Source organism: Actinomadura macrotermitis, from assembly GCF_009604375.1.
Taxonomy (GTDB): domain Bacteria; phylum Actinomycetota; class Actinomycetes; order Streptosporangiales; family Streptosporangiaceae; genus Spirillospora; species Spirillospora macrotermitis.
The window spans coordinates 1,420,929-1,446,613 of the sequence record NZ_WEGH01000002.1; the positions used below are offsets into that span (position 1 = coordinate 1,420,929).

At 74.2% G+C, this 25,685-nt stretch carries 23 protein-coding genes; 6 read left to right on the forward strand and 17 right to left on the reverse strand.

The genetic code is table 11. The features are described 5' to 3' along the window. Positions 1–8 precede the first annotated feature (8 nt). The 5 genes from ACRB68_RS18560 to ACRB68_RS18580 form a co-directional block, all read right to left on the reverse strand. On the reverse strand, positions 9–653 hold the full coding sequence (locus tag ACRB68_RS18560; protein WP_328594391.1) for a response regulator transcription factor: 645 nt from the start codon (positions 651–653) through the stop codon (positions 9–11). After that, the gene (locus tag ACRB68_RS18565; protein WP_328594392.1) at positions 626–1,921 is read right to left on the reverse strand and encodes a sensor histidine kinase; all 1,296 of its coding nucleotides are present in this window, start codon (positions 1,919–1,921) and stop codon (positions 626–628) included. The genes ACRB68_RS18560 and ACRB68_RS18565 overlap by 28 nt, the downstream gene beginning before the upstream one ends. Positions 1,922–2,038: 117 nt before the next feature. Then, positions 2,039–2,572 carry a DM13 domain-containing protein gene (locus ACRB68_RS18570; protein WP_153533806.1) on the reverse strand — a complete coding sequence of 178 codons (534 nt, stop codon included), beginning with the start codon at positions 2,570–2,572 and terminating at the stop codon, positions 2,039–2,041. A 58-nt stretch (positions 2,573–2,630) separates the two neighbouring features. Further along, positions 2,631–6,605 carry a bifunctional nitrate reductase/sulfite reductase flavoprotein subunit alpha gene (locus ACRB68_RS18575; protein ID WP_328594393.1) on the reverse strand — a complete coding sequence of 1,325 codons (3,975 nt, stop codon included), beginning with the start codon at positions 6,603–6,605 and terminating at the stop codon, positions 2,631–2,633. Positions 6,606–6,730: 125 nt separating this feature from the next. Beyond that, a complete protein-coding gene (locus ACRB68_RS18580; RefSeq protein ID WP_153533808.1) occupies positions 6,731–7,012 on the reverse strand; it encodes a hypothetical protein in 282 nt (93 codons plus the stop codon). Between the two features lie 346 nt (positions 7,013–7,358). Between ACRB68_RS18580 and ACRB68_RS18585 the strand changes: the two genes are divergently transcribed. Together ACRB68_RS18585 and mca are read left to right on the forward strand one after the other, a co-directional pair. Further along, positions 7,359–8,765 (forward strand): DHA2 family efflux MFS transporter permease subunit, encoded by a 1,407-nt coding sequence (locus ACRB68_RS18585; RefSeq protein WP_153533810.1) that lies wholly within the window; start codon positions 7,359–7,361, stop codon positions 8,763–8,765. Further along, entirely contained in the window at positions 8,762–9,598 is an 837-nt protein-coding gene (gene mca / locus ACRB68_RS18590) for a mycothiol conjugate amidase Mca (protein WP_153533812.1), read from the forward strand. Before ACRB68_RS18585 ends, mca begins: the two co-directional genes overlap by 4 nt. Here mca and ACRB68_RS18595 read toward each other — a convergent pair. The 4 genes from ACRB68_RS18595 to ACRB68_RS18610 all read right to left on the reverse strand — a co-directional run bounded on the left by ACRB68_RS18595 (position 9,585) and on the right by ACRB68_RS18610 (position 12,695). Beyond that, positions 9,585–10,448 carry a polysaccharide deacetylase family protein gene (locus tag ACRB68_RS18595; RefSeq protein ID WP_328594395.1) on the reverse strand — a complete coding sequence of 288 codons (864 nt, stop codon included), beginning with the start codon at positions 10,446–10,448 and terminating at the stop codon, positions 9,585–9,587. The two genes, mca and ACRB68_RS18595, sit on opposite strands and share 14 nt — an antisense overlap. A 126-nt stretch (positions 10,449–10,574) precedes the next feature. Then, a complete protein-coding gene (locus tag ACRB68_RS18600) occupies positions 10,575–10,976 on the reverse strand; it encodes a RidA family protein (protein ID WP_153533814.1) in 402 nt (133 codons plus the stop codon). After that, positions 10,963–11,727, reverse strand: a complete 765-nt coding sequence (locus ACRB68_RS18605; RefSeq protein WP_153533816.1) for an IclR family transcriptional regulator — start codon at positions 11,725–11,727, stop codon at positions 10,963–10,965. The genes ACRB68_RS18600 and ACRB68_RS18605 overlap by 14 nt, the downstream gene beginning before the upstream one ends. After that, a complete protein-coding gene (locus ACRB68_RS18610; RefSeq protein WP_153533818.1) occupies positions 11,724–12,695 on the reverse strand; it encodes a sugar kinase in 972 nt (323 codons plus the stop codon). The genes ACRB68_RS18605 and ACRB68_RS18610 overlap by 4 nt, the downstream gene beginning before the upstream one ends. Before the next feature lie 97 nt (positions 12,696–12,792). On the opposite strand from ACRB68_RS18610, the gene ACRB68_RS18615 reads away from it, so the two are divergent. Continuing rightward, a complete protein-coding gene (locus ACRB68_RS18615) occupies positions 12,793–14,025 on the forward strand; it encodes an amino acid deaminase (RefSeq protein WP_153533820.1) in 1,233 nt (410 codons plus the stop codon). Then, positions 14,025–15,620 carry an N-acyl-D-amino-acid deacylase family protein gene (locus ACRB68_RS18620; protein ID WP_153533822.1) on the forward strand — a complete coding sequence of 532 codons (1,596 nt, stop codon included), beginning with the start codon at positions 14,025–14,027 and terminating at the stop codon, positions 15,618–15,620. Before ACRB68_RS18615 ends, ACRB68_RS18620 begins: the two co-directional genes overlap by 1 nt. A gap of 56 nt (positions 15,621–15,676) precedes the next feature. On the opposite strand, the gene ACRB68_RS18625 is transcribed toward ACRB68_RS18620, so the two are convergent. Then, positions 15,677–16,300, reverse strand: coding sequence for a TetR/AcrR family transcriptional regulator (locus ACRB68_RS18625; RefSeq protein WP_207709729.1), 624 nt, complete (start codon positions 16,298–16,300; stop codon positions 15,677–15,679). A 229-nt stretch (positions 16,301–16,529) separates the two neighbouring features. On the opposite strand from ACRB68_RS18625, the gene ACRB68_RS18630 reads away from it, so the two are divergent. Continuing rightward, a complete protein-coding gene (locus ACRB68_RS18630; RefSeq protein WP_194293360.1) occupies positions 16,530–18,131 on the forward strand; it encodes a carboxylesterase/lipase family protein in 1,602 nt (533 codons plus the stop codon). A 24-nt stretch (positions 18,132–18,155) separates the two neighbouring features. On the opposite strand, the gene ACRB68_RS18635 is transcribed toward ACRB68_RS18630, so the two are convergent. The 4 genes from ACRB68_RS18635 to ACRB68_RS18650 all read right to left on the reverse strand — a co-directional run bounded on the left by ACRB68_RS18635 (position 18,156) and on the right by ACRB68_RS18650 (position 22,773). Further along, positions 18,156–18,971 (reverse strand): helix-turn-helix transcriptional regulator, encoded by an 816-nt coding sequence (locus ACRB68_RS18635; protein WP_153533826.1) that lies wholly within the window; start codon positions 18,969–18,971, stop codon positions 18,156–18,158. Between the two features lie 31 nt (positions 18,972–19,002). Next, a complete protein-coding gene (locus ACRB68_RS18640; RefSeq protein ID WP_328594396.1) occupies positions 19,003–20,646 on the reverse strand; it encodes an AMP-binding protein in 1,644 nt (547 codons plus the stop codon). Then, the gene (locus tag ACRB68_RS18645) at positions 20,643–22,325 is read right to left on the reverse strand and encodes an AMP-binding protein (RefSeq protein ID WP_153533828.1); all 1,683 of its coding nucleotides are present in this window, start codon (positions 22,323–22,325) and stop codon (positions 20,643–20,645) included. Before ACRB68_RS18645 ends, ACRB68_RS18640 begins: the two co-directional genes overlap by 4 nt. 88 nt (positions 22,326–22,413) lie before the next feature. After that, positions 22,414–22,773, reverse strand: a complete 360-nt coding sequence (locus ACRB68_RS18650) for an ArsR/SmtB family transcription factor (RefSeq protein WP_153533830.1) — start codon at positions 22,771–22,773, stop codon at positions 22,414–22,416. A gap of 85 nt (positions 22,774–22,858) precedes the next feature. On the opposite strand from ACRB68_RS18650, the gene ACRB68_RS18655 reads away from it, so the two are divergent. Then, positions 22,859–24,028, forward strand: a complete 1,170-nt coding sequence (locus ACRB68_RS18655; protein WP_153533832.1) for an MFS transporter — start codon at positions 22,859–22,861, stop codon at positions 24,026–24,028. Positions 24,029–24,077: 49 nt separating this feature from the next. On the opposite strand, the gene ACRB68_RS18660 is transcribed toward ACRB68_RS18655, so the two are convergent. From ACRB68_RS18660 to ACRB68_RS18670, 3 genes are read right to left on the reverse strand one after another with little or no spacing between them, the layout of a single operon-like run. Next, the gene (locus ACRB68_RS18660) at positions 24,078–24,932 is read right to left on the reverse strand and encodes a hypothetical protein (protein WP_153533834.1); all 855 of its coding nucleotides are present in this window, start codon (positions 24,930–24,932) and stop codon (positions 24,078–24,080) included. Beyond that, positions 24,932–25,444 (reverse strand): SigE family RNA polymerase sigma factor, encoded by a 513-nt coding sequence (locus tag ACRB68_RS18665; RefSeq protein ID WP_328594398.1) that lies wholly within the window; start codon positions 25,442–25,444, stop codon positions 24,932–24,934. The genes ACRB68_RS18660 and ACRB68_RS18665 overlap by 1 nt, the downstream gene beginning before the upstream one ends. Positions 25,445–25,493: 49 nt before the next feature. Next, positions 25,494–25,676: a hypothetical protein gene (locus ACRB68_RS18670; protein ID WP_153533836.1), complete on the reverse strand. Its 183-nt coding sequence runs from the start codon at positions 25,674–25,676 to the stop codon at positions 25,494–25,496. Positions 25,677–25,685 lie beyond the last annotated feature (9 nt).

A 25,685-nucleotide genomic window follows, 5' to 3' on the forward strand; every position in this document is an offset into this window, starting at 1 on the left:
GCGGTGACTCAGGCGTTGAGGTAGGCGAGGACGGCGAGGACGCGGCGGTTGTCGTCGTCGGAGACGGCCAGGTCCAGCTTGGCGAAGATGTTGGCGGTGTGCTTGGCGACGGCGCGCTCGGTGACGACCAGGGCCTGCGCGATCGCGGCGTTCGAGCGGCCCTGCGCCATCAGCTCCAGGACCTCCTTCTCGCGCGGGGTGAGGCGGCCGACGGGGTGGTCGCGGGCGCCGCGGGCGACGAGGCGGGAGATGACCTCGGGGTCCATCGCGGTGCCGCCCGCCGCGACGCGGCGGACCGCGTCGACGAACTGGGCGGTGTCGAAGACGCGGTCCTTCAGCAGGTAGCCGATGCCGCCGGTGCCGTCGGCGAGCAGCTCGCGGGCGTAGAGCTGCTCGACGTACTGCGACAGGACCAGGACCGGCAGGCCGGGCACCTCGCGCCGGGCGGCGAGGGCGGCCTGCAGCCCCTCGTCGGTGAACGACGGCGGCAGCCGCACGTCGACCACCGCCACGTCCGGGCGGTGGTCGAGCAGCGCCTTCAGCAGCGCGGGCCCGTTGTCGACGGCGGCGGCGATCTCGAACCCGTGCGACTCCAGCAGGCTGACCAGCCCCTCGCGCAGCAGGGCTAGATCTTCGGCGAGGACAACGCGCACGGGAGCTCCAGGGTGACGATGGTGGGGCCGCCCGGCGGGGAGTTCAGGGCGAGCACGCCGTCGAATGTAGCGATCCGCCGCTCGATGCCGCGCAGCCCGGTGCCGTTCTCCAGGGACGCGCCGCCGTGCCCGTCGTCGGTGACGCTGATCCGCAGCATGCCGCCGGTGTACCGCATGTCGACCCAGACGCGGGCGGCGCCGGCGTGCTTGGCGGCGTTGGTGAGGATCTCCGAGACGGCGAAGTAGGCGGCCGACTCCACCGGCGCGTCGGGGCGGCCCGGCAGGTCGACGGCGACCTCGACGTCCAGCGGGTGGTCCAGCGCGAGGGCGCGGACGGCGTCGCCGACGCCCCGGTCGGCGAGCACCGGCGGGTGGATGCCGCGCACCAGGTCGCGCAGCTCGTGCAGGGCCTTGGCCGACGACTCGCGGGTCTGCGCCAGCAGCGCCCGCGCCCGCTCGGGGTCGCGGTCCAGCAGGTGCTCGATCGCGCCGAGGCTCATGCCCATCGCGACGAGCCGGGCCTGCGCGCCGTCGTGCAGGTCGCGCTCGATGCGGCGCAGCTCGGCGGCGGAGGCGTCCACGGCGTCCGAGCGGGTCTCGGTGAGGTGGCGGACGCGCAGCGCCAGCCGGGACCGCTCGGTCGGGCCGAGCAGCGTCCGCCCCCAGCCGCCGTAGGTGCGCAGCATGGCGGGGCCGGACAGGAAGCCGCCGATCAGGAACAGCACGCCGACGACGGCGGTGGTGGCCCGCAGGGCGGTGTTCTCGCCGTAGCCCGCCCCGACGTGCACGAAGGTGTAGTAGTCGTTGCCGCCGTGGTCGCCGATGATGCCGCCGACGCCGGCCGCCAGGACCCAGCCCCACACCCCGTACAGCATCAGGTAGAAGGGCAGCGCGGCGGTGAGCAGCACCACGACGGGGTCGGCGAACAGCCACAGCAGGTCGCGCCAGGTCGCCGGGTCGGCCATCAGCCGGGCGAAGCGCTGCCAGACGTTCTCCGGCTCCGGCGGGTCGGGCAGGTAGGGCCGTTCGATCTCGGTGCCGGTCCACCGCGTGATCAGGTCGCGGTACAGGTCGAGCAGGCCGCGCACCGCGACCGCGACCACCGGCACCAGCACGATCCCGATCCCGAGCCCGATCAGCGACATCGACGTGAGCAGCGCGCACGACAGCACGACCGCGGGGATCGACAGCAGCGCCAGCCGGAATCCCCGCCAGGGCGCCCTGACGCGCTGCTGCAGCCAGGTCTCCGCCACCACTTCACCGTTCACCGGGGTCCTCCGTACCTTGCGATCCGTTCAGGACCAGTTTCGGGCCCGGCGCACTGTACGCGCAGGAGGCGGAGACCCCGGAACGGAGGTGTACCCAGGTACACCCCCGGCGGCGGGTCAGGCGCGGAGGGCGGCGGCGCCGAAGGAGACGTGGAAGCGCTTGCACCAGATCGACACGCTCGTCAGCTTCTTAAGGTCGGTGCCCGCCGGGATCGTGTAGTTCTGGCTGCCCTTGTTGCCCTTCAGCTTGCCGAGCTCGACGTAGGCGCCGTCGTCGAAGGCCGACCAGCCGGCCGAGCCCTCCTTGACGGGCTGGTCGCTCAGCCAGACCCGCAGGTCGGGGCCGTCGGAGGTGTCCAGGTCCTCGATCCGCAGGATCGTCTTGCCGTCGGGCAGCCGCACCACCGACGCCTTGCCGGAGGTGTCGTGCTCGTGGGTGACGAACGTGCCGCGCGCCAGGACCTGCGCCGCCGGGGCGGCCGGGGTGCTCGGGGCGCCGGCCGCCGCCGGTGTCGCGGCGGCCGCCGTCGGCACCGTCTCGTTCACCTCGCGGTCGACGAACGCCCGCCACGGCTGGGTGAGGTACAGCGCGGCCGCCCCGACCACGACGAACGCCACCAGGCCGATCTGAATCCACCGCTTGCGCATCATGGCGTCCAGTCCACCAGCAAGGCCCCCGGAACGACCCTTACAGGGTGGTGACGTCGGCTCAGTACACGTCGCGGACGTAGCGCTTGTCGGCGGCGAGGCGCTTGACGTACGCGGCGGCGGCGTCGGCGTCCATGCGGCCGTGCTTGACGGCGATCTCGCGGAGCGCGGCGTCGACGTCCTTGGCCATCCGGGCGGCGTCGCCGCACACGTACACGTGCGCGCCGTCGCGGATCCAGCCCCACAGGTGCGCGCCGTGCTCGCGCATCCGGTCCTGGACGTAGACCTTGGAGCGCTGGTCGCGGGAGAAGGCCAGGTCGAGGCGGTCGAGCAGGCCGTCGCGCTGGAAGGAGGCCAGCTCGTCCTTGTAGTAGTGGTCGGTCGCCGCGCGCTGCTCGCCGAAGAACAGCCAGTTGCGGCCGGTCGCGCCGCGCGCGCGCCGCTCCTCCAGGAAGCCGAGGAACGGGGCGACGCCGGTGCCCGGGCCGATCATGATCATGGGGGTGCCGGGGTCGGCCGGCGGCGCGAAGTGCGGCGAGCGCTGGACGAACACCTCCACGGTGCCGTCGCCGGCGCGGTCGGCGAGGAAGGTGGAGGCGACGCCGCCGCGCGGGACGCCCTGCTCGTTGCCGTAGCGGACGACCGAGACGGTGAGCCGCACCAGGCCGGGGTCGGCGAGCGGGCTGGAGGAGATCGAGTAGAGCCGCGGCTGGAGCGGTTTGAGCAGCTCGGCCCATTCCTGGGCGGAGGCGCGCAGCCCGAACTCGGTGACGACGTCGACGGCCTGCCGTCCCCACGTCCATTTGGCCAGCTCGTCCTTGTTGCCGGGCCGCAGCAGGTGCTTCAGGTGCCGGTCGCCGGTCTGCTCCAGCGCGAAGCGCAGCAGGTCGGGGGTGAGGCGCGCGATCTCCAGCCGGGAGGCGAGGGCCTCGCCGAAGGTGGTCTCGACGGGGCCGGGCAGCGCGACGGGCCGCGCCGCGTCCAGCCCGGTCGCCTCCAGCCACTCGGCGACCAGGGCGGGGGAGTTGACCGGCCAGACGCCGAGGGCGTCGCCGGCCTGGTACTCCAGGTCGCCGATGTCGAAGGTGAACTGGCGGACCTCCTTGTTCGCGCCCGGCAGGCTGAGCAGCCGGTTCCCGACGAGCTTGGCGGTGTAGGGGGAGGCCTTGGAGTACTTGGGCGCGGCCGGGGCGGGGGCGGCGGCGGGGGCCGGTGCGCCGAGCGCGGTGAGGACCTGGTCGAGCCAGCGCGCGGCGGTGTCGGCGTAGTCGGGTTCGCAGTCGGCGCGCGGGACCAGGCGGGTGGCGCCGAGCTCGTCGAGCCGGTCGTCCAGGCGGCGGCCGTGGCCGCAGAAGCTGTCGTAGCTGGAGTCGCCGAACGCCAGCACCCCGTAGGGCTTGCCGGGCAGGCCGGGGTGGTCGGCGAGCGCCTCCCAGAACGCGGTGCCGTTGTCGGGGGCCTCGCCGTCGCCGAACGTGCTGGTGATGAACAGCACGGGCGCGTCGCCGGCGAGCAGTTCGGGCGTGCAGTCGTCCATCGGGACGAGCGAGGGACGCCAGCCGGCCTCGGTGAGGCGGCGGGCCGCCTCGTTCGCGAACTCCTCGGCGTTGCCGGTCTGCGACGCCCACAGCACCACGATCTCCCGGCCGTCGGCGGCGGCGGGCGTGGTGGCCGGGGCGGGCTCGCGGGAGAACATCCCGGCTAGCAGGCCGTCCACCCAGCGGGCGGCGTCGGCGTCCAGCGGCGCCTGCGGTGGCAGCACCGGGACGCTCGTGGGCGGCGCCGCCTGCAAGCCGCTGAGGAATCCGGCCAGGTAGTGGCGCTGCTCGGAGGTGAAGACCGGCGGCGCGATGTCGGCGACGCCGAGGGCCTCGGCGAGCGGCGCGCGCGCGGTGTCCTCCATCACGGGCACCTTGGCCAGTGTCACCGCGCACGCCTTGAACTCCGGCTGGAACGAGATCGGGTCGATGGCGTCGCTGGTCACCGCGTTGACGCTCAGGTACTCGCCGAACAGGTCGTTCCAGTGGAACGGCGCGAAACACGAGCCAGGCAGGACGCGGTCGGTGACGACCGCAGGCAGCACCGCCTTGCCGCGACGCGAGGCGACCTCGACCTTGTCGCCTTCGGCGATGCCGAGCGCGCGCGCGTCGTCGGGGTGGATTTCCACGAACGGGCCGGGATTCAGCTTGTTCAGCTTGGCGACCTTGCCGGTCTTGGTGAGGGTGTGCCACTGGTGCTGGACGCGGCCGGTGTTCAGCACGAACGGGAAGTCGTCGTCGGGCAGCTCGGCCGGCGGCATGTGCGGGCGGGCGTGGAAGACCGCGCGGCCGCTCGGCGTCGGGAAGACCGGGCGCCCGGTCTCCAGGTAGCGGACCGGGTTGCGGTCGCCGCCCGCCGGGTCGGCCGCAGGCCACTGGACGGGCGTGGCGCGCAGCCGCTCGTAGCTGACACCGCGCAGGTCGTAGCCGGTCTTGGGGTTGTACGCCTGCTTGATCTCCTCGAAGACCTCCTCGGCGGAGGCGTAGGAGAAGGCGTCGCCGTACCCCATCTCGCAGGCGACCCGCGCGATGATCTGCCAGTCCGGCAGCGCCTCCCCGGCGGGCGCGACGGCGCGCTGCGCCAGCGTCAGGTTCCGCTCGGAGTTGACCATCACGCCGTCGGTCTCGGCCCAGATCGCGGCGGGCAGCACCACGTCGGCGTAGGCGTTGGTCTCGGTGTCGGCGTAGCCGTCCTGGGTGACGACGAACTCGGCCGCCTCCAGCCCCTCGATCACCGTCCGGCGGTTGGCGACCGACGCGACCGGGTTGGTGCAGATGATCCAGCACGCCTTGATGGCGCCCTCGGCCATCCGGGCGAACATGTCGACGGTGCCCTTGCCGGGGTCGGGGCGCAGCGTCCCGCGCGGCACCCGCCACAGGTCCTCCACGAACGCGCGGTCGGCGGCGTCGAGCGTGGAGCGCTGCCCGGGCAGGCCGGGCCCCATGTAGCCCATCTCCCGGCCGCCCATCGCGTTCGGCTGGCCGGTGAGGGAGAACGGGCCGCTGCCCCGGCGCAGGATCGCGCCGGTCGCCAGGTGCAGGTTGCAAAGGGCGTTGGTGTTCCAGGTGCCGTGCGTGCTCTGGTTGAGGCCCATCGTCCAGCAGCTCATCCAGTCGCCGGCCTCGCCGATCCAGCGGGCGGCGGTGCGCAGGTCGTCCTCGGCCAGGCCGGTGATCTCGGCGACGGTGGCGGGCGGGTAGTCCTCCAGGAACTCCGGCATCGCCTCCCAGCCCTCGGTGGAGGAGGCGACGAACTGCTCGTCGACCGCGCCGTCCGCGACCAGCAGGTGCAGCAGGCCGTTCAGCAGCGCCAGGTCCGTCCCCGGTTTCACCTGAAGGAACAGGTCGGCCTTGGCGGCGGTCGCGGTGCGCCGCGGATCGACGACGATCAGCTTCGCGCCCGCCTTGACCCGGTCCATCATCCGCAGGAACAGGATCGGGTGGCAGTCGGCCATGTTCGAGCCGATCACCAGGAACACGTCGGCGTGGTCGAAGTCCTGGTAGGAACCGGGCGGGCCGTCCGCGCCGAGCGACAGCTTGTAGCCGCTGCCCGCGCTGGCCATGCACAGGCGCGAGTTCGACTCGATCTGGTTGGTGCCGACGAAGCCCTTGGCCAGCTTGTTGACCAGGTACTGCGCCTCCAGCGTCATCTGCCCGGACACGTAGAACGACAGGGCGTCGGGGCCGTGCTCGTCCAGGATGGCGCGCAGCCGCCGCGCGGTGCCGGTGATCGCGGCGTCCACCCCGGCGGGCGCCGGCGCGTCGCCGCGGTCGCCGCGCACCAGCGCGGTGGTGAGCCGGCCGGGCGCGGCGAGCATCTCGGCGCTGGTCGCACCCTTGGTGCACAGCCGGCCGAAGTTGGTGGGGTGGTCCTTGTCGCCGCGCACCCGCGCGACGCGGCGGCGGCCGGTCGCCGGATCGGTCTCGATGTCCAGCAGCATGCCGCAGCCGACGCCGCAGTAGGAACAGACGGTCTTCACGGTCGTGGCAGCCGTCACAGATCCCTCCCCGGTGCTGCGAAGCCACCACGCACCGTAGGGAGCCGCTGTTTCCCGGCTGTGTCGTTTGTCCTGACCCTGCTGTTACGTCCTCCTCACCATCCCCGTCAGCCGAGGTGAACCGTTCAGTCCTTTTTGCCTGGTCCGGCGACGTAGCCGGCCTTCAGCACGCCGCCCCAGCCGATGATCTGGCCCCTGCGGACCGGCTCCAGGCCCGGCTCGGCGTGGTCACGCAGCGCACGGAACCGGAAGCCGAGGTAGGCGTAGCCCGCCGGGCCGACGAAGACCTCGCCGCGCAGGTAGCCGCCCTGGTCGCGGTAGAGCGTGACGCCCTCGCGGCCGGCGATGTCGGCGGAGACCGGCTGCATCCGCGTCGGCGCGGGCCTGTCGCCCCCGCTGACGCTCACGAAGGCGGCGGCGCCGACGGTGAGCGCGGCGCCGAGCGCACCGGCCGCGAACAGGGGACGGCGGGCCGGTTCTCACGGAACAGGGTGATCTGGTCGGTGCTCATGCCTGAGGCTCCTTGCTCATGGTCAGGGGGGCGGCGCCGCCGAACGCGCGGCGCACCTTCGTGCGGACGCGGTGCAACCGGGACCGCACGGTTCCGGCTCTGGTCGGTTCACCCCGTCCTCGGCCGATCGGCGGGGGAGAGTTCCCTGGCGAAGGAAGTTGGATCGAACATAATTTTTTGCTTGACCCAGAGAGTGGATGAAGACTAAATTTTGCCTCATCCTAAATTTCTGGGAGGTATTCATGGCGACCATCGCCGCTCCGCCCGCGGCGGCCGGGACGCGGCTCGACGCGGGGCTGCTGCGCACCGCGTTCGTGCTGGTCCTCGGCCCGATCCTGGCCCTGCTCGACACCACCATCGTCAGCGTCGGGATCGAGGCGACCGGCCGCGATCTGGGGGCCCCGCTCGGCACCATGCAGTGGGTGTCGGCCGGCTACCTGCTGGCGATCGCGACGGTGATGCCGCTCGCGGGCTGGGCGAGCGAGCGGTTCGGCGCCAAGGCGACGTGGATCGCCTCGGTCGCGCTGTTCGCCGGCGGGTCCGCGCTCTGCGGGCTGGCCTGGTCGGCGGCGAGCCTGATCGCGTTCCGCGTGCTGCAGGGGCTCGGCGGCGGGCTGATCCAGCCGGTCGGGCAGGCGATGCTGGTGCGGGCCGCCGGGCCGCGGCGGCTCGGCCGGATCCTGGGGACCACGCTCCTGCCGATCACGTTCGCGCCGGTGCTCGGCCCCCTCGCCGGCGGCGCGCTGCTGGAGTGGCTGGGCTGGCGCTGGATGTTCCTGGTGAACATCCCGGTCGGGCTGCTCACGCTGGTGCTCGCCGCGCGGTTCCTGCCCCGTGACGCCGAGCGGGGGAAGGGGAGCCGGCTGGACGCGCGGGGCCTGGTCCTGCTGTCGCCCGGCCTCGCGGCCCTGGTCTACGGGTTCTCCAGCGCGGGCGAGGGCGCGGGCTTCGGCTCGGCCCGGGTCGTCGCGGCGCTCGCCGCGGGCGCGCTGCTGGTCGCCGCCTACGTGGTGCACGCGCTGCGCCACTCCGGGGAACCGCTGATCGACGTGCGGCTTTTCGCCCGCCGGGGGTTCGCGGTCGCGACGTCCAACTCGTTCCTGCAGGGCGCCACCCTCTACGGCTCCATGCTGCTGCTGCCGCTGTACTACCAGCAGGTCGAGCACGCCTCGGCGCTGGAGGCCGGGCTGCTGCTCGCGCCGCAGGCGCTCGGCACCGCAGTGGCGACGCTGCTCGGCGGGCGGCTGGCCGACCGGCTCGCGCCGCGCCCGCTCGTCCTGGCCGGGATCGCCCTGACGCTGCTCGGCACGGTCGCGTTCACGCAGGTCGCCGCCGGGCCGCCCGCCTGGGTGATGGTCGCCTCGCTGGTGCTGCGCGGCGCCGGGCTCGGCCTCATGATGGCGCCGGGGATGGCGACGGTCTACGCGAGCGTCGGCCGGCACGAGGCGGCGCGTGCCGCGGGCGCCGTCAACACCGTCAACCGGGTCGGCGGCTCGCTCGGCACTGCGGTCATGGTGGTGATCCTGCAGCACGGGCTTTCCGGGCACGCCCCCGCCGCCGCCTACGGGGGGACGTTCTGGTGGGCGTTCGGCCTGTCCGCCCTCACGCTCGTCCCCGCCCTCCTGTACCCCTCGAAGGAGAACCGATGACCCTGCGCCTGCTCAGCGTGCATGCCCATCCCGACGACGAGTCCAGCAAGGGCGCGGCGACCCTCGCCAAGTACGCCGCCGAAGGAGCGGACGTCATGGTGGCCACCTGCACCGGCGGGGAGCGCGGGAGTGTGCTCAATCCGGCGCTGGACCGGCCCGGGGTGCTGGAGAACCTGGCGGCGATCCGGCGGGCGGAGATGGCGGCGGCCCGCGAGCTCCTGGGCGTCCGGCAGCGGTTCCTCGGGTTCGTGGACTCGGGGATGGACGAGCCGCTGCCGGAGGGCTGCTTCGCCGCCCAGGACGTGGCGGAGGCGGCGCGGCCGCTGGTGGCGTTGATCCGGGAGTTCCGGCCGCACGTCGTCGTCACCTATGACGAGAGCGGCGGTTATCCGCATCCCGACCACGTCATGACCCACCGGGTGACGGTCGAGGCGTTCGACGCGGCCGGCGATCCCGCCAGGTATCCGGGGGAGCCGTGGCGGCCGCTCAAGCTGTACTACCAGGGCGCGCTCTCGCGGGCCTGGTTCCAGGCGCTGCACGACGGCCTGCTCGCGCGCGGCCTGGAGTCGGGCATGGGCCCGATCCTGGCGGAGTGGCCGGACAGGCCCGGGTTGGAGATCACCACGCGGGTGCCGTGCGCGGAGTACTTCGAGGTCAGGGACCGGGCGCTGCTCGCGCACGCCACCCAGATCGACCCCGATGCCGGCTTCATGCGGCACCCGCGCGACGTCGAGCGGGAGGTCTGGCCGGTCGAGGAGTTCCACCTCGCCCGGTCGGCGGTGCCGGTGCGGGTGCCGGAGGACGACCTGTTCGCCGGGATCAGAGCGGGATGAAGTTCAGCCCGCGCCTCTTCATCTTCGGGATGACGGTCTTCAGCGCGGCCAGCGTCTGCGAGCGGTCGCCGCCGCCGTCGTGGCAGAGCAGGATGTTGCCCGCCTTGCCGGTCAGCAGGTTGCGGCGGATGCTGCCGACGCCCGGCCGGGACCAGTCGCGCGGGTCCACCGACCAGTCGATCGGCAGCATCCCGTGCTCGGCGATGGTCTCGTAGACGCGCTTGGACCAGCCGCCGCCGGGCGCCCGGAAGAACGTCGGCACCACTCCCGTCACCTGCGCGATCTTGTCGTGCGCCTCGACGATCTCGTGCTTGACCTTCTTGGCGGCGGCGAAGCTGAGGTCGGGGTGGGTCATGGTGTGGTTGCAGACCTGGTGGCCGGCGTCGGCGATGCGCCGCGTCAGCTTGGGGAACTCCTCGACCTGCTCGCCGATGATGAAGAAGGTCGCCTTGATGTCGTGCTCGTCGAGCAGGTCCAGCACGCGCGGCGTCCACAGCGGGCTCGGGCCGTCGTCGATGGTCAGCGCGATGCTGTTCGGCGGGGGCGGCGGGTTCAGTTCCGCCAGGTAGCGCACCGGGTGCTTGGTCGCGGTGAGCGGCCCCTGCGTCCAGGACGGCGGCCGCGGCATGGGCTTCGGCGGCGGCGGGGGCGGCGGCGGGCTCGCCGGCGGTGTCGGGCTCGGGTGCAGCACCGAGCGCGGCCGCGGTCCGGGCGTGCGCAGCGCGGCGGCCCGGCCGGCGGCCGGGTGCGCGCTGTCGGCGCCGAGGGCGCCGATCCCGGCGAGCCCGGCGGCCCCCATCAGCCAGAGCGCTTTGCGGCGGGACGGCCCGCTCAGTTCACTTTCCCCCACGAGAGGACACGTTAGTGGGGGAAGTGGTCATCAGGGGAGATAAAGGCGATCACAGTACGCTCAAGTTGCCTTGACGGACATGTCCCGTTCGCCATGGGGGCCGCCGGGCCCGGCCGTCTCCCCAGGTCAGCCGACCGCGGCGAGCGCGTCGATCTCCACCAGCATGGCCGGGTGCGGCAGGCCCACGATCACCGTGGTCCGCGCCGGCAGCACCCCGCTCGGGCAGTTCTCCTTGACGAACGCGGTGTAGGCCTCGTTCATCGCCGGGAAGTCGGCCCGGTCGGCCAGGTAGACGCGGAGCATCAGCACGTCCTCCACGCTCGCGCCGCCCGCCTCCAGGACCGCCTTGACGTTGGCCAGCGTCCGCGCCGTCTGGGCCTTCACGTCGCCGGGGTGGACGTACTCGCCCGTCGCCGGGTCCTGCGGGCCCTGCCCGGACACCTGCAGCAGCGGGCCCTTGCGCACTCCCTGGGAGAACGACCAGGCCGCCGCCGGGGCGCCGTCGGTCCGGATATCAGTCTTGTCCATCGTGGGAACCTTCCGTGTGGCCGCAGTCGGCGGAGATGGCGCGGGCCGTGTCCCGCAGCGCCGGAAGCAGCTCCAGCACCTGGTCGCGGCCCGACAGGACGTCCGGCACCGAGATCGACACGGCCGCGACGGCCCGCCCGCCCGCGCCGCGCACCGGCACGGCGACGCAGCGGATGAACGTCTCGTGCTCGGCGTCGTCCAGGGCGTACCCCTGTTCGGCGACCCGGACGAGTTCGGCGAGCAGTTCCGCGGCGCCGCCGATGGTGTTGCCGGTGTGGCGGACGTAGTCGATGCCGGCCGCGACGCGCCGCCGCGCCGCCTCGGGCAGGTCGGCGAGCAGCGCCTTGGCGATCGCGGTGGCGTGCAGCGGCATGGCCAGGCCGACCCGCGAGTACATCCGGATCGCGTGCCGGGAGTCGAACTTGTCCAGGTAGACGACCGCGCCGTCCTCGTACACGCCGAGGTGCACGGTCTGGCCGGTCGCCTCGTTCAGCCGCGCCAGGTGCGGGCGGGCGATCTCGCGGACGCCGCGCTGCTCCAGGGCCGCGCCGGCGAGCGCGAACAGCCGCGAGCCGAGGTGGTAGCGGTGGTCGTCGTCGCGCCGGACGAACCGCTCCTCCTGCAGCGCGCGCAGCAGCCGCAGCACGGTCGTCTTGTGCACGCCGGCGCGGGCCGCCAGCTCGTCCAGCGAGCGCGGGCCGTCGGCGAGCTCGGTCAGCAGGAGCAGGCCCCGGGTCAGGCTCTGGCTCATGGGGCGGCCCTCCTGACCACGATGTCCGCCCATTCCGCGGGGGTGGCGGCGAGCAGGTCGTCGACCGGCCCCGGCAGGACGCCGGGATCGCCGTGGTCGCCGGGGACGACGAGCGTCGCCGCGGCCGACAGGTGGCCGAGGCGCAGCCGCCCGCGCTGGTCCAGGCCGCGCAGGACGCCGGTGAGGTAGCCGGCGGCGAAGGCGTCGCCCGCGCCGGTCGCCTCCACGACCTCGACGCGCAGCGCGGGCTCGGCGTGCGCGCCGTCGCGGGTGAGGGCGGTGGCGCGGTGCGCGTCGTCCTTGACGACCAGCGTCCGCGGGCCGGGCAGCAGGGCGCGCAGCGCCGCGGGGTCGCCGGTGCCGAGGACGGCGGCGGCCTCGTCGGCGCCGAGCAGCACGGTGTCGGCGGCGTTCATCAGGTCGCGCAGGACGGCCGGGTCGCGGCCGCGCCAGAGGCCCGGCCGCCAGTTGAGGTCGAAGACGACGCGGTGGCGTTCCAGCAGGGCCCGCACCAGGTCGTGCGCGCCGTCCGACAGGGCCGGGGTGATGCCCGACAGGTGGACGAGCGCGGCGCCGTCCAGCAGGGCCGCGGCGCGCGGGTCGGCGAGCAGGCCGGGGGAGAGCGCCGACCCGGCCGAGCCGCGCCGGTAGTAGTGCAGGACGCTGCGGCCGTCGCGGGTCTCCTTCACGAACAGGCCGGTGGGGCGCTCGGCGTCGACGACGACGCCGGTGACGTCGACGCCCGCCGCGGCCAGGTCGCGCACGATGCGGCGGCCGAAGCCGTCGTCGCCGACCCGCCCGATCCATGCCGCCGGGACGCCGAGGGCGGCCAGGCCGCACGCCACGTTCGCCTCGGCGCCGCCGGTCCCGGGGCGGAAGACGGCGACGTCCTCCAGCGGGCCGGGCGTGCCGGGCAGCAGGGCGGCCATGGCCTCGCCGAGGCAGACCACCGCCGGCGGACGCGGCATGTTCCCTCCCCCGTTGACCTGCGACGCGAGGCGATGTTACAACGGCAAAAGCGCACTATGCAATGTTCGTTGCACTATGTGCAACAGAGGAGGCCGGATGGATGCCGTATGGGATGACAGCGCCGTTCTCGACTGGCGGTACAAGGCGCTGCCGGCCTCCGCGCACGGCGCCACGGCCGGCGAGTACCTGGACGCCCGGCCCTCCCTGGACGAGTTCGGCACGCCCCTGCTGACGCTGGACGCGGGCGCCCTCGACCACAACGTCCGGGTCATGGCGGACTGGGTGCGGGAGGCGGGCGTCGAGCTGGCCCCGCACGGCAAGACGACGATGGCGCCCGCGCTGTGGCGCCGCCAGTTGGACGCCGGCGCCTGGGGCATCACGCTGGCGAACCTGCCGCAGCTCCGCGTCGCCCGCGCGTTCGGCTTCGACCGCCTCATGCTGGCCAACTCGCTGCTGGACGAGGCCGGCCTGGCGTGGCTGGCGGGCGAGCAGGACGACGACCCCGATCTGGAGTTCATCTCCTGGGTCGATTCGGTGCGTTCGGTCGAGTTGATGGACCAGGCCCTGCGCCTGGCGCGCGCGCAGCGCCCCGTGAGTGTCTGCGTCGAGCTCGGCGGACCGCACGGCCGCACGGGTGTGCGCGACGACGACGAGGCGCTCGCCATCGCCGACGCCGTCCGCAAGTCCCGCACGCTGCGGCTCGTCGGCGCGGCCGGATACGAGGGCGCGCTCGCCCACGACACCTCCGCCGACGGCCTCGCCGCCGTGGACGGCTACCTGCGCCGCCTCGCCGCCCTCAGCGGGCGGCTGGAGCACGAGACCGACGACCCGATCGTCACCGCCGGCGGCAGCACCTACTTCGACCAGGTCGTGCAGGTCCTCGGCGAGGTGGACGCCCGCGTCGTGCTGCGTTCGGGCGCCTACATCGTCCACGACGACGGCTACTACCGCCGCACCTCGCCGTTCTCGCGCGGCGACGGCACCGCGCTCCGCTCGGCCATGCACGGCTGGGCCCGCGTCGTCTCCCGGCCCGAGCCGGCGCTGGCGCTGCTGGACGCCGGCAAGCGCGACCTGCCGTTCGACGAGGGCCTGCCGGTGCCGCAGCTGGTCCGCGGCCGGGGCGAGAACCCGGTGCGCGGCGCGCGCACCACCGCGATGAACGACCAGCACACCTTCCTGGTGGACGCCGACGCGCAGGTCGGCGAGGTGGTCCGGCTCGGCCTGTCCCACCCCTGCACCGCGCTGGACAAGTGGTCGCTCATCCCCGTCCTGGACGACGCCGACGCCGACAAGCCCGTCGTCGTCGACCTCGTCCGGACATGGTTCTGATGGCCGATCTGCTCTTCCGGTCCGCGACCGTCGTGGACGGCACCGGCGCCCCCGCCCGGGTCGCCGACGTCGCCGTCACCGCCGGCCGGATCGAGAGCGTCGGGGAGCCCGCCACCGGGCGCCGCGTGGTCGACGCCGCCGGGCTCGTCCTCGCGCCCGGCTTCATCGACATGCACGCCCACTCCGACCTGGCCCTGCTCACCGACCCCGGCCACGAGGCCAAGGTCGCGCAGGGCGTCACCACCGAGGTCATCGGGCAGGACGGCCTGTCCTACGCCCCCGCCGACGACCGGACGCTGCCGCAGATCCGGCAGGCCGTCGCGGGCTGGAACGGCGACCCGCCCGGTTTCGACTGGAACTGGCGGAGCGTCGGCGAGTACCTGGACCGGCTCGACGCGGGCATCGCCGTCAACGCCGCCTACCTGGTCCCGCAGGGGACGGTGCGGATGCTGGTGATGGGCTGGGACGCCCGGCCGCCGACCGGGGCCGAGATGGACCGGCAGCGCGAGCTCGTCGCGGCCGGCCTGCGCGAGGGCGCCGTCGGCATGTCCAGCGGCCTCACCTACGCGCCCGGCATGTACGCGTCGGCGGACGAACTGCACGAGCTGTGCCGGGTCGTCGCCGAGCACGGCGGCTACTACTCGCCGCACCACCGCTCCTACGGCGCGGGCGCACTGGAGGCCTACGCCGAGATGATCGAGTTGTCGCGGCGCTCGGGCTGCCCGCTGCACCTGGCGCACGCGACGATGAACTTCGAGGTCAACCGGGGCCGCGCCGGCGAGCTGCTGAAGCTGCTGGACGACGCGCTCGCGGCGGGCTGCGACATCACCCTGGACACCTACCCCTACCTGCCGGGCTCCACGACGCTGGCGGCGCTGCTGCCGAGCTGGGCGTCCGAGGGCGGGCCCGCCGCGATCCTGGCCCGCCTCGCCGACCCCGCCGCCCGCGCCCGCATCCGCCACGACCTGGAGGTGGCCGGCTCGGACGGCTGCCAGGGCGTCCCGGTCGACTGGGAGACCATCGAGATCTCCGGCTCGCCCGACCCGGCCGTGGTCGGCCGCACCGTCGCCGGGCTCGGCGGGTTCGACGCCTGCTGCGCCCGGCTGATCGCGGACGACCTGTCCACCACGATCCTGCAGCACGTCGGGAACGAGGAGAACGTCCGGGCGATCATGCGGCACCCCGCGCACACCGGCGGCAGCGACGGTCTTCTTCCCCTGATTAATGAAGCAAGCACCGCCGCCAAGCCGCATCCGCGCGCCTGGGGCACCTTCCCGCGCTACCTCGGCCACTACGTGCGCGACCTCGGCGTGCTGTCCCTGGAGGAGTGCGTCGCGCACCTCACCGGCCGCCCCGCCCGCCGCCTCGGGCTGACGGACCGCGGCGTCGTGCGCCCCGGCGCCCGCGCCGACCTGGTGCTGTTCGACCCGGCCCGGGTGCGCGACACCGCCACGTTCGCCGAGCCGCGCCGGCGGCCGGAGGGCATCCCGCACGTACTGGTCAACGGGGTCTTCGTGATCGACGACGGCCGGCCGACGGGCGCCCTCCCGGGCCGGTCGCTGCGCCGTGGTGGAGAGCAGGGCGGACGGGAGTAGGGAAAGCGCGGGACCGGCGGCCCGCCGGCCGCCGTGATGTGGGCGGAAGGCGTGGCTCAGCGCTCCAGCAGGGAGCGGACGTGCGCCACGATCGGGGCGTGCAGCTCCGGCAGCGCGGCGTGCTCACCGGCCGCGACCCGGCCGCTGACCAGCGCGGAGATCCCGCCGATCAGCATCCGGCAGGCGAACCCGGGATCGGGCAGCCGCGCCCACCGCTCGTCGGCGAGCAGCATCGCGCCGACCAGCTCGACGAACCGGCGCTGCACCTCGAACCGCCGCACCGCCGCGTCCGGCCCGGCCGCGTAGATCTCCAGCAGGAACACGCGGGCGCGCGGCCCGTCGGCGGCGAGCGCCCGCAGGTAGGCGTCGAGGGCGGCGGCGAACCGGTCGGCCGGCGGGGTGCCCGCCGCCGCGCCGGCGACCACGTCGATCAGCAGGTCGGCGGCGAGCGCGTAGGCGGCCAGGAAGCAGGCGTGCCGGTCGGCGAAGTGCTGGTAGAACGTCTCGCGCGACACCCGCGCCCGCTTCAGCACGTCGGCGACGGAGCAGTGCGCGTACCCCTTCTCCGCGACGACCTCCACCATGCCCTGGAGCAGCCGCTCGCGCTGGGACGCGGCGACCTGCTCGCGGGTCAGGTGATGACGTCCCCGCGGCAGGGTGCCGAACGGCGGGGATTCCACCGCTCCAACGTACCAACCGGGCGGCGCGGGATAAGATGAACGTTCTTGTTCGCAAAGAGGGACGATCGGGGCCCGGTGCGGTGCCGGCACGCCTGACGGGGGCCGAGCCGCCGAGCACCGGGCCGATCGTCGCGGGCCTTGTGCGGCGGCACCAAGGAGCCCTGGGGATTTGGGGCGAAAGCCCATCGTTCGCCGGGGATGCGGCGTGCAAGATCGTCGAATGACATCCATGCGCAGACCCCTGCTGGTCGCCCTGTCGCTCATGTCGGCGGTGGCCCCGTTCGCCGTCGCGGGCCCGGCCGGGGCCGACACCGCGCCGGACGGCACGTCCGTCCTGGTCCGGACGGACAAGGGGACCGTCCGCGGGGAGGCCGGCGCCGGGCGCCGGCTCTTCCAGGGCATCCCGTTCGCCGCGGCCCCCGTCGGGAACCTGCGGTGGCGGCCGCCGCAGCCGGCGCCGGCCTGGCCGGACGTCCGCGACGCCACGTTCCCGCGCAGCGCGTGCGCGCAGCTGCCGGGGGTGGGCAGCCCGACGTCGTCGCTGGACGAGGACTGCCTCTACCTGAACGTCACCACGCCCGCGCGGCGCGACCTCCGCAAGGCGCCCGTGATGGTGTGGCTGCACGGCGGCAGCAACACCTCCGGGAGCGGCGCCGTCTACAACGCGTCCAAGCTGGCGGTGAACGGCGGGGCCGTCGTCGTCACCGTCAACTACCGCCTCGGCGCCCTCGGCTGGCTCGGCCACCCGGGCCTGGAGTCGGGCCCCGACCGCGACCTGCAGGCCGGCAACTACGGCCTGCTCGACCAGCAGGCCGCGCTGCGGTGGGTGCGGCGCAACATCCAGGCCTTCGGCGGCGACGCGGACAACGTGACGCTGTTCGGCGAGTCCGCCGGGGCCAACGACGCCTGCGCGAGCATCGCCTCGCCGACGGCCGCCGGGCTGTTCCACAAGGCCATCGTGCAGAGCTACAGCTGCGCCGCCCCGACCCGCACCACCGCCAAGGCGGAGGCGGACGCGCAGGCGTTCGCCGCGGCCGTGGGCTGCGCCGACGAGGCCACCGCCGTGGAGTGCCTGCGGGCCCTGCCGGTCAAGACGCTGCTGGACGTGGCCAAGGCGCGGGGCCTGCAGTGGGGCCCGGTGTCGGGCGGCGACAAGGTGCTGCCGCTGACCCCCGCCACGGCGATCGCGCGCGGCCGGTTCAACCGCGTCCCGGTGCTGCACGGCAGCACGCTGGACGAGATGCGGCTGTACGTGTCCCTGCTCAACCCGCTGCCGATCACCGCGGAGCGGTACGAGGGCCTGGTCCGCTCCACCTACGGCGACAAGGCCGACCAGGTGCTCGCCCGCTACCCGGTGGGCAACTACCCCGAGCCGCGGATCGCGCTGGCCGCGGTGGCCACCGATCACGGCAACGTCATCTCCACCTGCGAGCACGTGAAGGCGTTCGACCTGTTCCGGGACGCCGGCGTGCCCGTGTACGCCTACCAGTTCGCGGACCGGACCGCGCCGCCGCTGGTCAACGTGCCCGGCTTCGACGAGGGAGCCGAGCACGCGACCGAGCTGTCCTTCCTGTTCCCGAACATGCTCGGGGCGCTGAACGACGAGCAGCAGCGGCTCTCCGACGCCATGGTCGGGTACTGGACCTCCTTCGCCCGCCGGGGCCGCCCCGCGGCCCAGGACGCGCCCGCCTGGGCGGCCTACCGGTCGAACGGCGACGTGCTGTCCCTCGGGATCGGCGCGGGTGGCATCCACACCACCGACACCGCGCAGCAGAGCAACTGCGCCTTCTGGAAGGGCCTCGGCCCGGTGCCCCCGGTCGCCCTCTCCTAAGGGAGCGCGTGCGGGCCTGCCGCCTCAGGGCAGCAGGCCCGCGCGGCGTGCCGCGGTGACCGCCTCCAGGCGGGTGTGGCTGTCGAGCTTGCGCATCGCCGACCGCAGATAGCTCTTGACCGTCTCGGGCAGCAGCCCGAGCCGCTCGGCCGCCTCGGCGTTGGTGCGGCCGAGCGCGACCTGCGACAGCACGTCCAGCTCGCGCGGCGACAGCGCGGGGCGCGGCGGCGGGCCGCCGTGCCCGGCGGCGGCGAGCCGGGTCGACGCCGCCAGCAGCCGCTCGCGGACCGCCGGGTCGCCGACCTTCTCGGCCAGGTCGCGCAGCTCGGCGTGCACCGCGCGGACCTCCTCCCACGCCGCGGCGGCCGGCGCCGGGGCGGGCGCGCCCAGGGCGCGGTCGGCGGCGTCACGCACCGCCAGCTCCTGCTCCAGGTCGCGGGCCGCGCCGACGGCCGCCGCGACGACCCGGTCGGCCAGCGCCAGCGGCTCGCGCAGCGCCCCGTACAGCACGCCCCGCACGCTGCGGCGCACCAGCACCGGCACCGCCACGATGGCCAGCAGCCCCTCGCGGCCGACCGGCCCGTCGTAGTCGTGGCTGATCCAGGACGTCCTCGGGTAGTCGCTCAGCCATACCGGCCGCCCGAGGTCCATCGCCCTGCCGCCCAGGCCGCTGCCGCGCCGCACCACCAGGCCGTCCAGCGCGCCGGTGGTGCCGCCGACCAGCTCGGTGATGCGCATCCGGCCCGGGCCGGCCAGCGCGCCGCCGAACACCATGGGCAGGCCGGTGGCGCGCTGCAGCCGCAGCACCGCCGCCCGGACCGCCCCGACGTCGTCGCCCATGACGCCAGCATGCCCGAAAACGTGACCCCGGTCACCCGGACCGCTGCTGCGCGCCGTCGCCGAGCCCGAGCAGCTTCACCGACTCCTCCCGCATCTGCACCTTGCGGATCTTCCCGGTGACCGTCATCGGGAACTCCGTCACCAGGTGCACGTAGCGGGGGATCTTGTAGTGGGCGAGCCGGCCGTCGCAGAACTCGCGCAGCGTCTCCGCGGTGAGCGGCTCGGCGCCGGGCCGCAGCCGCACCCACGCCATCAGCTCCTCGCCGTACTTGTCGTCGGGCACCCCGATGACCTGCGCGTCCACGATGTCGGGGTGGGTGTAGAGGAACTCCTCCACCTCGCGCGGGTAGACGTTCTCGCCGCCCCGGATGACCATGTCCTTGATCCGGCCGGTGATGGAGACGAAGCCGTCGGCGTCCATCACCGCCAGGTCGCCGGTGTGCATCCAGCGGGCCCGGTCGATCGCCTCGGCCGTCTTGTCCGGCTCGTTCCAGTAGCCGAGCATCACCGAGTAGCCGCGGGTGCAGAACTCGCCCGGCGTGCCGCGCGGCACCGTCGTCCCGGTCGCCGGGTCCACCACCTTGACCTCCAGGTGCGGGTGGACGGTGCCGACGGTGGACACCCGGCGCTCCAGCGAGTCGCCCGCGCGGGTCTGGGTGGACACCGGCGAGGTCTCGGTCATGCCGTAGCAGATCGTCACCTCGGCCATCCCCATCCGCTCGATGACCTGCTTCATCACCTCGACCGGGCACGGCGACCCGGCCATGATCCCGGTGCGCAGCGAGGACAGGTCGCGCTCGCCGAACGAGGGGTCGTTCAGCATCGCGATGAACATCGTCGGCACCCCGTACAGCGACGTGCACCGCTCGGCCTGCACCGCCGCGAGCGTGGCCGCCGGGTCGAACCCGGCCGCCGGGATCACCACGCACGAGCCGTGGCTGGTCGCCGCCAGGTTCCCCATGACCATGCCGAAGCAGTGGTAGAAGGGCACCGGCACGCAGATCCGGTCCTCCTCGTCGTAGCCGCAGGTCTCGCCGACGAAGAAGCCGTTGTTGAGGATGTTGTGGTGCGACAGCGTCGCGCCCTTGGGGAAGCCGGTGGTGCCGCTGGTGTACTGGATGTTGATCGGGTCGTCGGCGCTCAGCCCGGCGCCGATCTCCGCCAGCCGGGCCGGGTCGCCGGCGCGGCCCGCCGCGACCAGCGCGTCCCAGCTCTCGCCGCCGAGCAGCACCACGTCGCGCAGCCCGGGGCAGTCGGGCCGCGCCTGCTCGATCATCGCCGCGTAGTCGGAGGTCTTGAACGCGGTCGCGGCGACCAGCGTGCGCACGCCCGCCTGGTCCAGCACGAACCGCAGCTCGTGCACCCGGTAGGCCGGGTTGATGTTCACCAGGATCGCGCCGATCTTGGCGGTGGCGTACTGCACCAGGAACCACTCGGCCCGGTTCGGCGCCCAGATCCCGACCCGGTCGCCGGGCGCCACGCCGAGGTCCAGCAGGCCGAGGGCGACGGCGTCGACCTCGGCGGCCAGCTGCGCGTACGTCCAGCGGCGGCCGGTCTCGCACTCCACCAGGGCGTCGCGGTCGGGGAACGCGGCGACGGTCCGGTCCAGGTTCGCGCCGATCGTGTCGCCGAGCAGCGGCAGCGTCGACGGCCCGGAGGCGTAGGAGAGCGTCACTTCACATCCTCCTCGCGGAACTCGCCCGCCGGGCGGGCGTCGGCATCGGGATGCTTGCCGGCCTCGCTCGCGCGCAGCTCCACCCGGCGGATCTTGCCGGAGACCGTCTTCGGCAGCTCGCCGAACTCCAGCAGCCGCACCCGCTTGTAGGGCGACAGCCGCTCCCGGCTGTGCGCGAAGATCGACCGGGCGGTGCCGGCGTCCGGCGCCCACCCGGCGGCGAGCGTGACGTAGGCCTTCGGCACCGCGAGGCGCACCGGGTCGGGGGACGGCACGACCGCCGCCTCGGCCACCGCCGGGTGCTCGATCAGCGCGCTCTCCAGCTCGAACGGGGAGATCTTGTAGTCGGAGGCCTTGAACACGTCGTCGGCGCGGCCCACGTAGGTGATGTAGCCGTCGGCGTCCCGGGAGCCGATGTCGCCGGTGTGGTAGAAACCGCCCGCCATCGCCTCGGCGGTGCGTTCCTCGTCGCCGTGGTAGCCGGTCATCAGCCCGAGCGGCCGCGCGGACAGGTCCAGGCAGATCTCGCCCTCGTCGCCGGTCTTGCCGGTGAGCGGGTCGACCAGCGCCACCTCGTAGCCGGGGACGGCCCGCCCCATCGACCCGGGCCGGACGGGCTGCCCCGGCGTGTTGGCGATCTGCACGGTCGTCTCGGTCTGCCCGAAGCCGTCCCGGATCGTCACGCCCCACGCGTCCCGGACCCGCTCGATGATCTCGGGGTTCAGCGGCTCGCCCGCCGCGACCACCTCGCGCGGCGGGGTGCGCAGCGCGCCGAGGTCGGCCTGGATCAGCATCCGCCACACCGTCGGCGGCGCGCAGAAGCTCGTGACGCCGCAGCGCTCCATCTCGCCGAGCAGCCGGGCCGCGTCGAACCGGGCGTAGTTGAAGATGAACACGCACGCCTCGGCGTTCCACGGCGCGAACACGTTGCTCCACGCGTGCTTGGCCCAGCCCGGCGAGGAGATGTTCAGGTGCACGTCGCCCGGCCGCAGGCCGATCCAGTACATCGTGGACAGGTGGCCGACGGGGTAGGACGCGTGGGTGTGCTCGACCAGCTTCGGGCGGGCCGTCGTCCCGGAGGTGAAGTAGAGCAGCAGGGTGTCGTCGGCGCAGGTCGTGCCGTAGTGGGTGAAGTGCGCGTCCTCGCCGTAGGCCTCGTCGTAGCGCAGCCAGCCGTCCACCGGCGCGCCCACCGCGATCCTGGTGTAGCCGCCGGGGACGCCGTCGAACTTGGCCGCGTCGTCCGACGACACCACCACGTGCCGGGCCCCGCCGCGGGTCAGCCGGTCGGCCAGGTCGGCCTCGCCGAGCAGCGGCGTGCACGGGATGATCACCGCGCCGAGCTTCATCGCGGCCAGCAGCGTCTCCCACAGCTCGACCTGGTTGCCGAGCATCACGATGATCCGGTCGCCGCGCTTGACGCCCGCGCGCCGCAGCCGGTTGGCCACCTGCGCCGACCGGCGGGACAGCTCGGCGAAGGAGTACCTGCCCTCCGAGCCGTCCTCCTCGACGATCCACAGCGCCGGCCGGTCGTTGCCTTCGGCGATCCTGTCGAACCAGTCGAGGGCCCAGTTGAACCCGGTGAGCACGGGCCAGCGGAACCCGGCCCGCGCCGCCGCGAGGTCCTCGCGGTGGGCGAGCAGGAAGTCCCGCGCCGCCCGGAACTCGACTGCCGGCATCGATCCTCCTCGTAGACGTGCTCCTACCAGGATCTTTGGCCGGTTCTGTGACCTGCGCCACCCCCGAACGGGGGTGAGACGGGGGGAGTCAGGGCGTCCAGGCGGCGACGAGGGCGAGCAGGCCGGGGAAGCGGTCCTCCAGGTCGTCCACCCGGACGTGGCTGCGGCGCTCCAGCCCGTACTGGCGCTGCCGGATCAGCCCCGCCTCGCGCAGCGCCTTGAAGTGGTGGGTGAGCGAGGACTTGGGGCGGTCGAACCCGAACCAGCCGCAGGTGTGGTCGAAGGACTCGGAATCCAGCAGCAGCCTGCGCACGATCGTCAGCCGCAGCGGGTCGCTGAGCGCGCCCAGCACGGTCTCCAGGCGCAGCGCGTCGCGGGCGGGCTCGGGCAGCGGGTCCGGCGCCCCGGCCGGGACGGGGCGGGGCGGCGGCCAGGCGGTGGTGCTCATGGGACCACTGTACGACTTTTCTCGTAATGGTGTTAGGTTCGACTCCGTTCGTACCGGTACGACTAAAGTCGAACAAGGAGCCCGCATGCTGCGCAAGCCCCCGTCACCGCCGCCCGGCCTGGTCTGGGCGGCCGCCTGGCCGGTCACCGCCGTCTTCACGCTGTCCAACGCCGCGACCCCGCTGTACCCGCTCTGGCGCGCCCGGCTCGGCCTGTCGGCCGGCACCATGACGGTCGTCTTCGCCTGCTACATCGCCGGGCTGGTCGCGTCCCTGCTCGCCGCGGGCGTCGCCGCCGACCGGCTCGGCCGCCGCCCGGTGCTGCTGCCCGCGCTCGGCCTCGCGCTGGCCGCCTGCGCGATCTTCGCGACGGCCGGCTCGGTCGCCGCGCTCGCCGCCGCCCGCCTGCTGACCGGCGTCGCGGTCGGCGCGGCGGTCTCGGCGGGCATGGCGGCGGTCACCGACGTCGCCGCGCCCGACCGCAAGCGCCGCGCCGCGCTCGCCGCGTCGGCCGCGATGGTCCTCGGCGCGGGCACCGGCCCCCTCTTGGCGGGCCTGCTCGGCGAGGACGTCTTCGTGCTGGAGGCGGTGCTGCTGGTCTCGGCGGCCGTGGTGGTCCTGCGGCTCCCGCTGCGGCGCCCCGGCGGCGGCGGGACGGGGCGCTGGATCCGCGTCCCCGCGGTGCCGAAGGAGAACCGGCGGCAACTGCTGGCGGGAGTGGCGGTGTTCGCGCCCGGCATCACCGCGACCTCGTTCGTGCTGTCGCTCGGGCCGACGCTGCTGGCCCGCCTGCTCGGCACGTCGAACCCGCTGCTCGCGGGCGGCATCGCGTTCGCGATGTTCGCCGCCGCGACCGGCGTGCAGTTCGCGATGGGGCGCCGCGCCGTCCGGACGATCCTGTGCACCGGCGCCGCCGCGACGGCCGCCGCCATGGCCGCGCTGCTGGCCGCCGTGCACCTGGGCTCGGTGCCCGCGCTCGTCGCGGCGGCCCTGCTGGCCGGGGCCGGGCAGGGCCTCGGCCAGCTCGGCGGACTGTCGCTGCTGAACGCGAACGTGCCCGCCGGGCGGCTCGCCGAGGCCAACGCCGCGCTCAACGTCGGCGGCTACCTGCCCGCCGGGACGCTGCCGGTCGCGACCGGCTACCTCAGCGACGCCGCCGGGCTCCCCGCGGCCGTGACGGCCTTCGCGGCCGTCCTGGCCGCCCTCGCGGTCACCGGCGCGGCGCTCACGTCCGGCAGGCTCGGCCGGGACCGATGATCGTCAGCCGGAGGCCGACCGCCGCGTGGACGGCGGCGGGCCCCGGCGTTCACGGCCAGGGAGTCCGCAGGGGGGCGTAGTCCTCGGCCGGCCTCCGCTCGATCACGCGCCGGCCCGCCGCGTCGAAGCCCTCGACGGTCGCCTTCCAGGGCGGCGCTATCGAGGCGGCCGGGACCGCGCTGACGAAGAAGCCCCCGGCCGGGCGGACCACCGTCGTGACGGGCGGGGCTCCGCCGCCCTGCCTGCGCCAGGTGACGACCAGCCGGACGACCTTCGGGTTCACCCGGCCGGCCATCTCGTACAGGACCGGAGCACGCCTCTGCTGGTCGGAGGCCATGCCCCCGAGCAGGTCGACCAGGATGCCGGCCGGTGGGGTGGCGGGCGGCCTCGCCCAGGCGGGGGCCGGATGATCGGGGGCCAGATCGCCCCGGGAGGGGAGGCCGTTCTCGTCCAGATGGCAGAGCCGGAAGGCGCTGACGCTGCCGAGGAACAGGACCTGGCCCCGGGCGTGCCGGAACGAGGTGAGGAGCCGAAAGTCCTGGGCCCTGCCGCCCGGCCTGTTGTCCGGTTTCTGCGCCACCCCGCCCCTGCGCGAGACGACCGGGTCGCCGTTGAAGCAGGAGCGGGCGAGGGCCAGCTGCTCGGCGGTGTTGGCGGGCAGCCCGCCGGACGCCGGCACCCCGCCGGACGCCGGCCGTACCGCAGGGGGCGGCGGGGCGGCCGGGGACGGCAGTGCGAACGGCACCGCGACGGCGGCGGTCGCGGCGGCGGCGCCGAGCACCGTGGCCGCCACCTGGGTCCGCCGCCGCCGCGAAGCCCGCCGCAGCGCCCGCTCGGCGGTGCCCGCCTCCGGCTGGGCGTCCGCGGCGATCAGGCGGAGCGCGTCTTTCAGCAGATCGTCCATCAGCTCATCCCTGGGGAGGCTTCGAGGTGGTCGGCGAGGCGGGGGACGCGTTCGCGCAGCTGCGCGACGGCCCGGTGGCACTGGCTGCGCACCGTCCCGACCGAGCAGCCGAGGATGGCGGCGACCTCGGCCTCCGGCAGGTCCTCGTAGTAGCGCAGGACCAGGACGGCGCGCTTGCGGGGCGGCAGCGTCAGCAGCGCCTGTTTCAGCAGCAGCCGCAGGTCCACCTCGGCGCTGCGGTCGTCCTGCGGCGGGTCGGGCAGGTCGGCCGCGGCCGTCTCCCGGCCCCGGCGCCGCCAGCGGCTCACCTGCTCGTTGTACATGGCCCGCCGCACGTAGCCCTCCGGGTTGTCGCGGATGTGCCGCCAGCGGGCGGCGCTCTTGGCCAGCGCGTTCTGCAGGAGCTCCTCGGCGGCGTGGTGGTCGCCGGCCAGGACGTACGCCAGCCGCTTGAGGTCGCCGGAGCGCGCCGTGACGAACTCGGTGAAACTCTCGCGGGCCTCGCGGTTCACGGGCGCCCCCTCTCGACGTCATGATCAATGACGCGGGAGCGGGCCGCCGCTATGTCGGGAGCACCAGGAAATCTCCCAGCCCCCCGCAGGGGCACGCCGGCGGCTCCGGCGGGTCGTGCCGGTCGGGTTCCAGCCAGTCGTCGTGCCGCCCGTCGGGGGTCAGCCACTCCAGGAAACGGCGGACCGGCGACGGGCGGCGGGTCGCGGCGGGCCGGTTCGGTATCTCGTGCACATCAGGACA

Bases quoted from the DNA above. Each gene is read 5' to 3' on its own strand.
- ACRB68_RS18570 (WP_153533806.1), bottom strand. From the start codon at position 2,572: ATGATGCGCAAGCGGTGGATTCAGATCGGCCTGGTGGCGTTCGTCGTG.
- ACRB68_RS18585 (WP_153533810.1), top strand. From the start codon at position 7,359: ATGGCGACCATCGCCGCTCCGCCCGCGGCGGCCGGGACGCGGCTCGAC.
- mca (WP_153533812.1), top strand. From the start codon at position 8,762: ATGACCCTGCGCCTGCTCAGCGTGCATGCCCATCCCGACGACGAGTCC.
- ACRB68_RS18600 (WP_153533814.1), bottom strand. From the start codon at position 10,976: ATGGACAAGACTGATATCCGGACCGACGGCGCCCCGGCGGCGGCCTGG.
- ACRB68_RS18605 (WP_153533816.1), bottom strand. From the start codon at position 11,727: ATGAGCCAGAGCCTGACCCGGGGCCTGCTCCTGCTGACCGAGCTCGCC.
- ACRB68_RS18610 (WP_153533818.1), bottom strand. From the start codon at position 12,695: ATGCCGCGTCCGCCGGCGGTGGTCTGCCTCGGCGAGGCCATGGCCGCC.
- ACRB68_RS18615 (WP_153533820.1), top strand. From the start codon at position 12,793: ATGGATGCCGTATGGGATGACAGCGCCGTTCTCGACTGGCGGTACAAG.
- ACRB68_RS18620 (WP_153533822.1), top strand. From the start codon at position 14,025: ATGGCCGATCTGCTCTTCCGGTCCGCGACCGTCGTGGACGGCACCGGC.
- ACRB68_RS18630 (WP_194293360.1), top strand. From the start codon at position 16,530: ATGCGCAGACCCCTGCTGGTCGCCCTGTCGCTCATGTCGGCGGTGGCC.
- ACRB68_RS18635 (WP_153533826.1), bottom strand. From the start codon at position 18,971: ATGGGCGACGACGTCGGGGCGGTCCGGGCGGCGGTGCTGCGGCTGCAG.
- ACRB68_RS18645 (WP_153533828.1), bottom strand. From the start codon at position 22,325: ATGCCGGCAGTCGAGTTCCGGGCGGCGCGGGACTTCCTGCTCGCCCAC.
- ACRB68_RS18650 (WP_153533830.1), bottom strand. From the start codon at position 22,773: ATGAGCACCACCGCCTGGCCGCCGCCCCGCCCCGTCCCGGCCGGGGCG.
- ACRB68_RS18655 (WP_153533832.1), top strand. From the start codon at position 22,859: ATGCTGCGCAAGCCCCCGTCACCGCCGCCCGGCCTGGTCTGGGCGGCC.
- ACRB68_RS18660 (WP_153533834.1), bottom strand. From the start codon at position 24,932: ATGGACGATCTGCTGAAAGACGCGCTCCGCCTGATCGCCGCGGACGCC.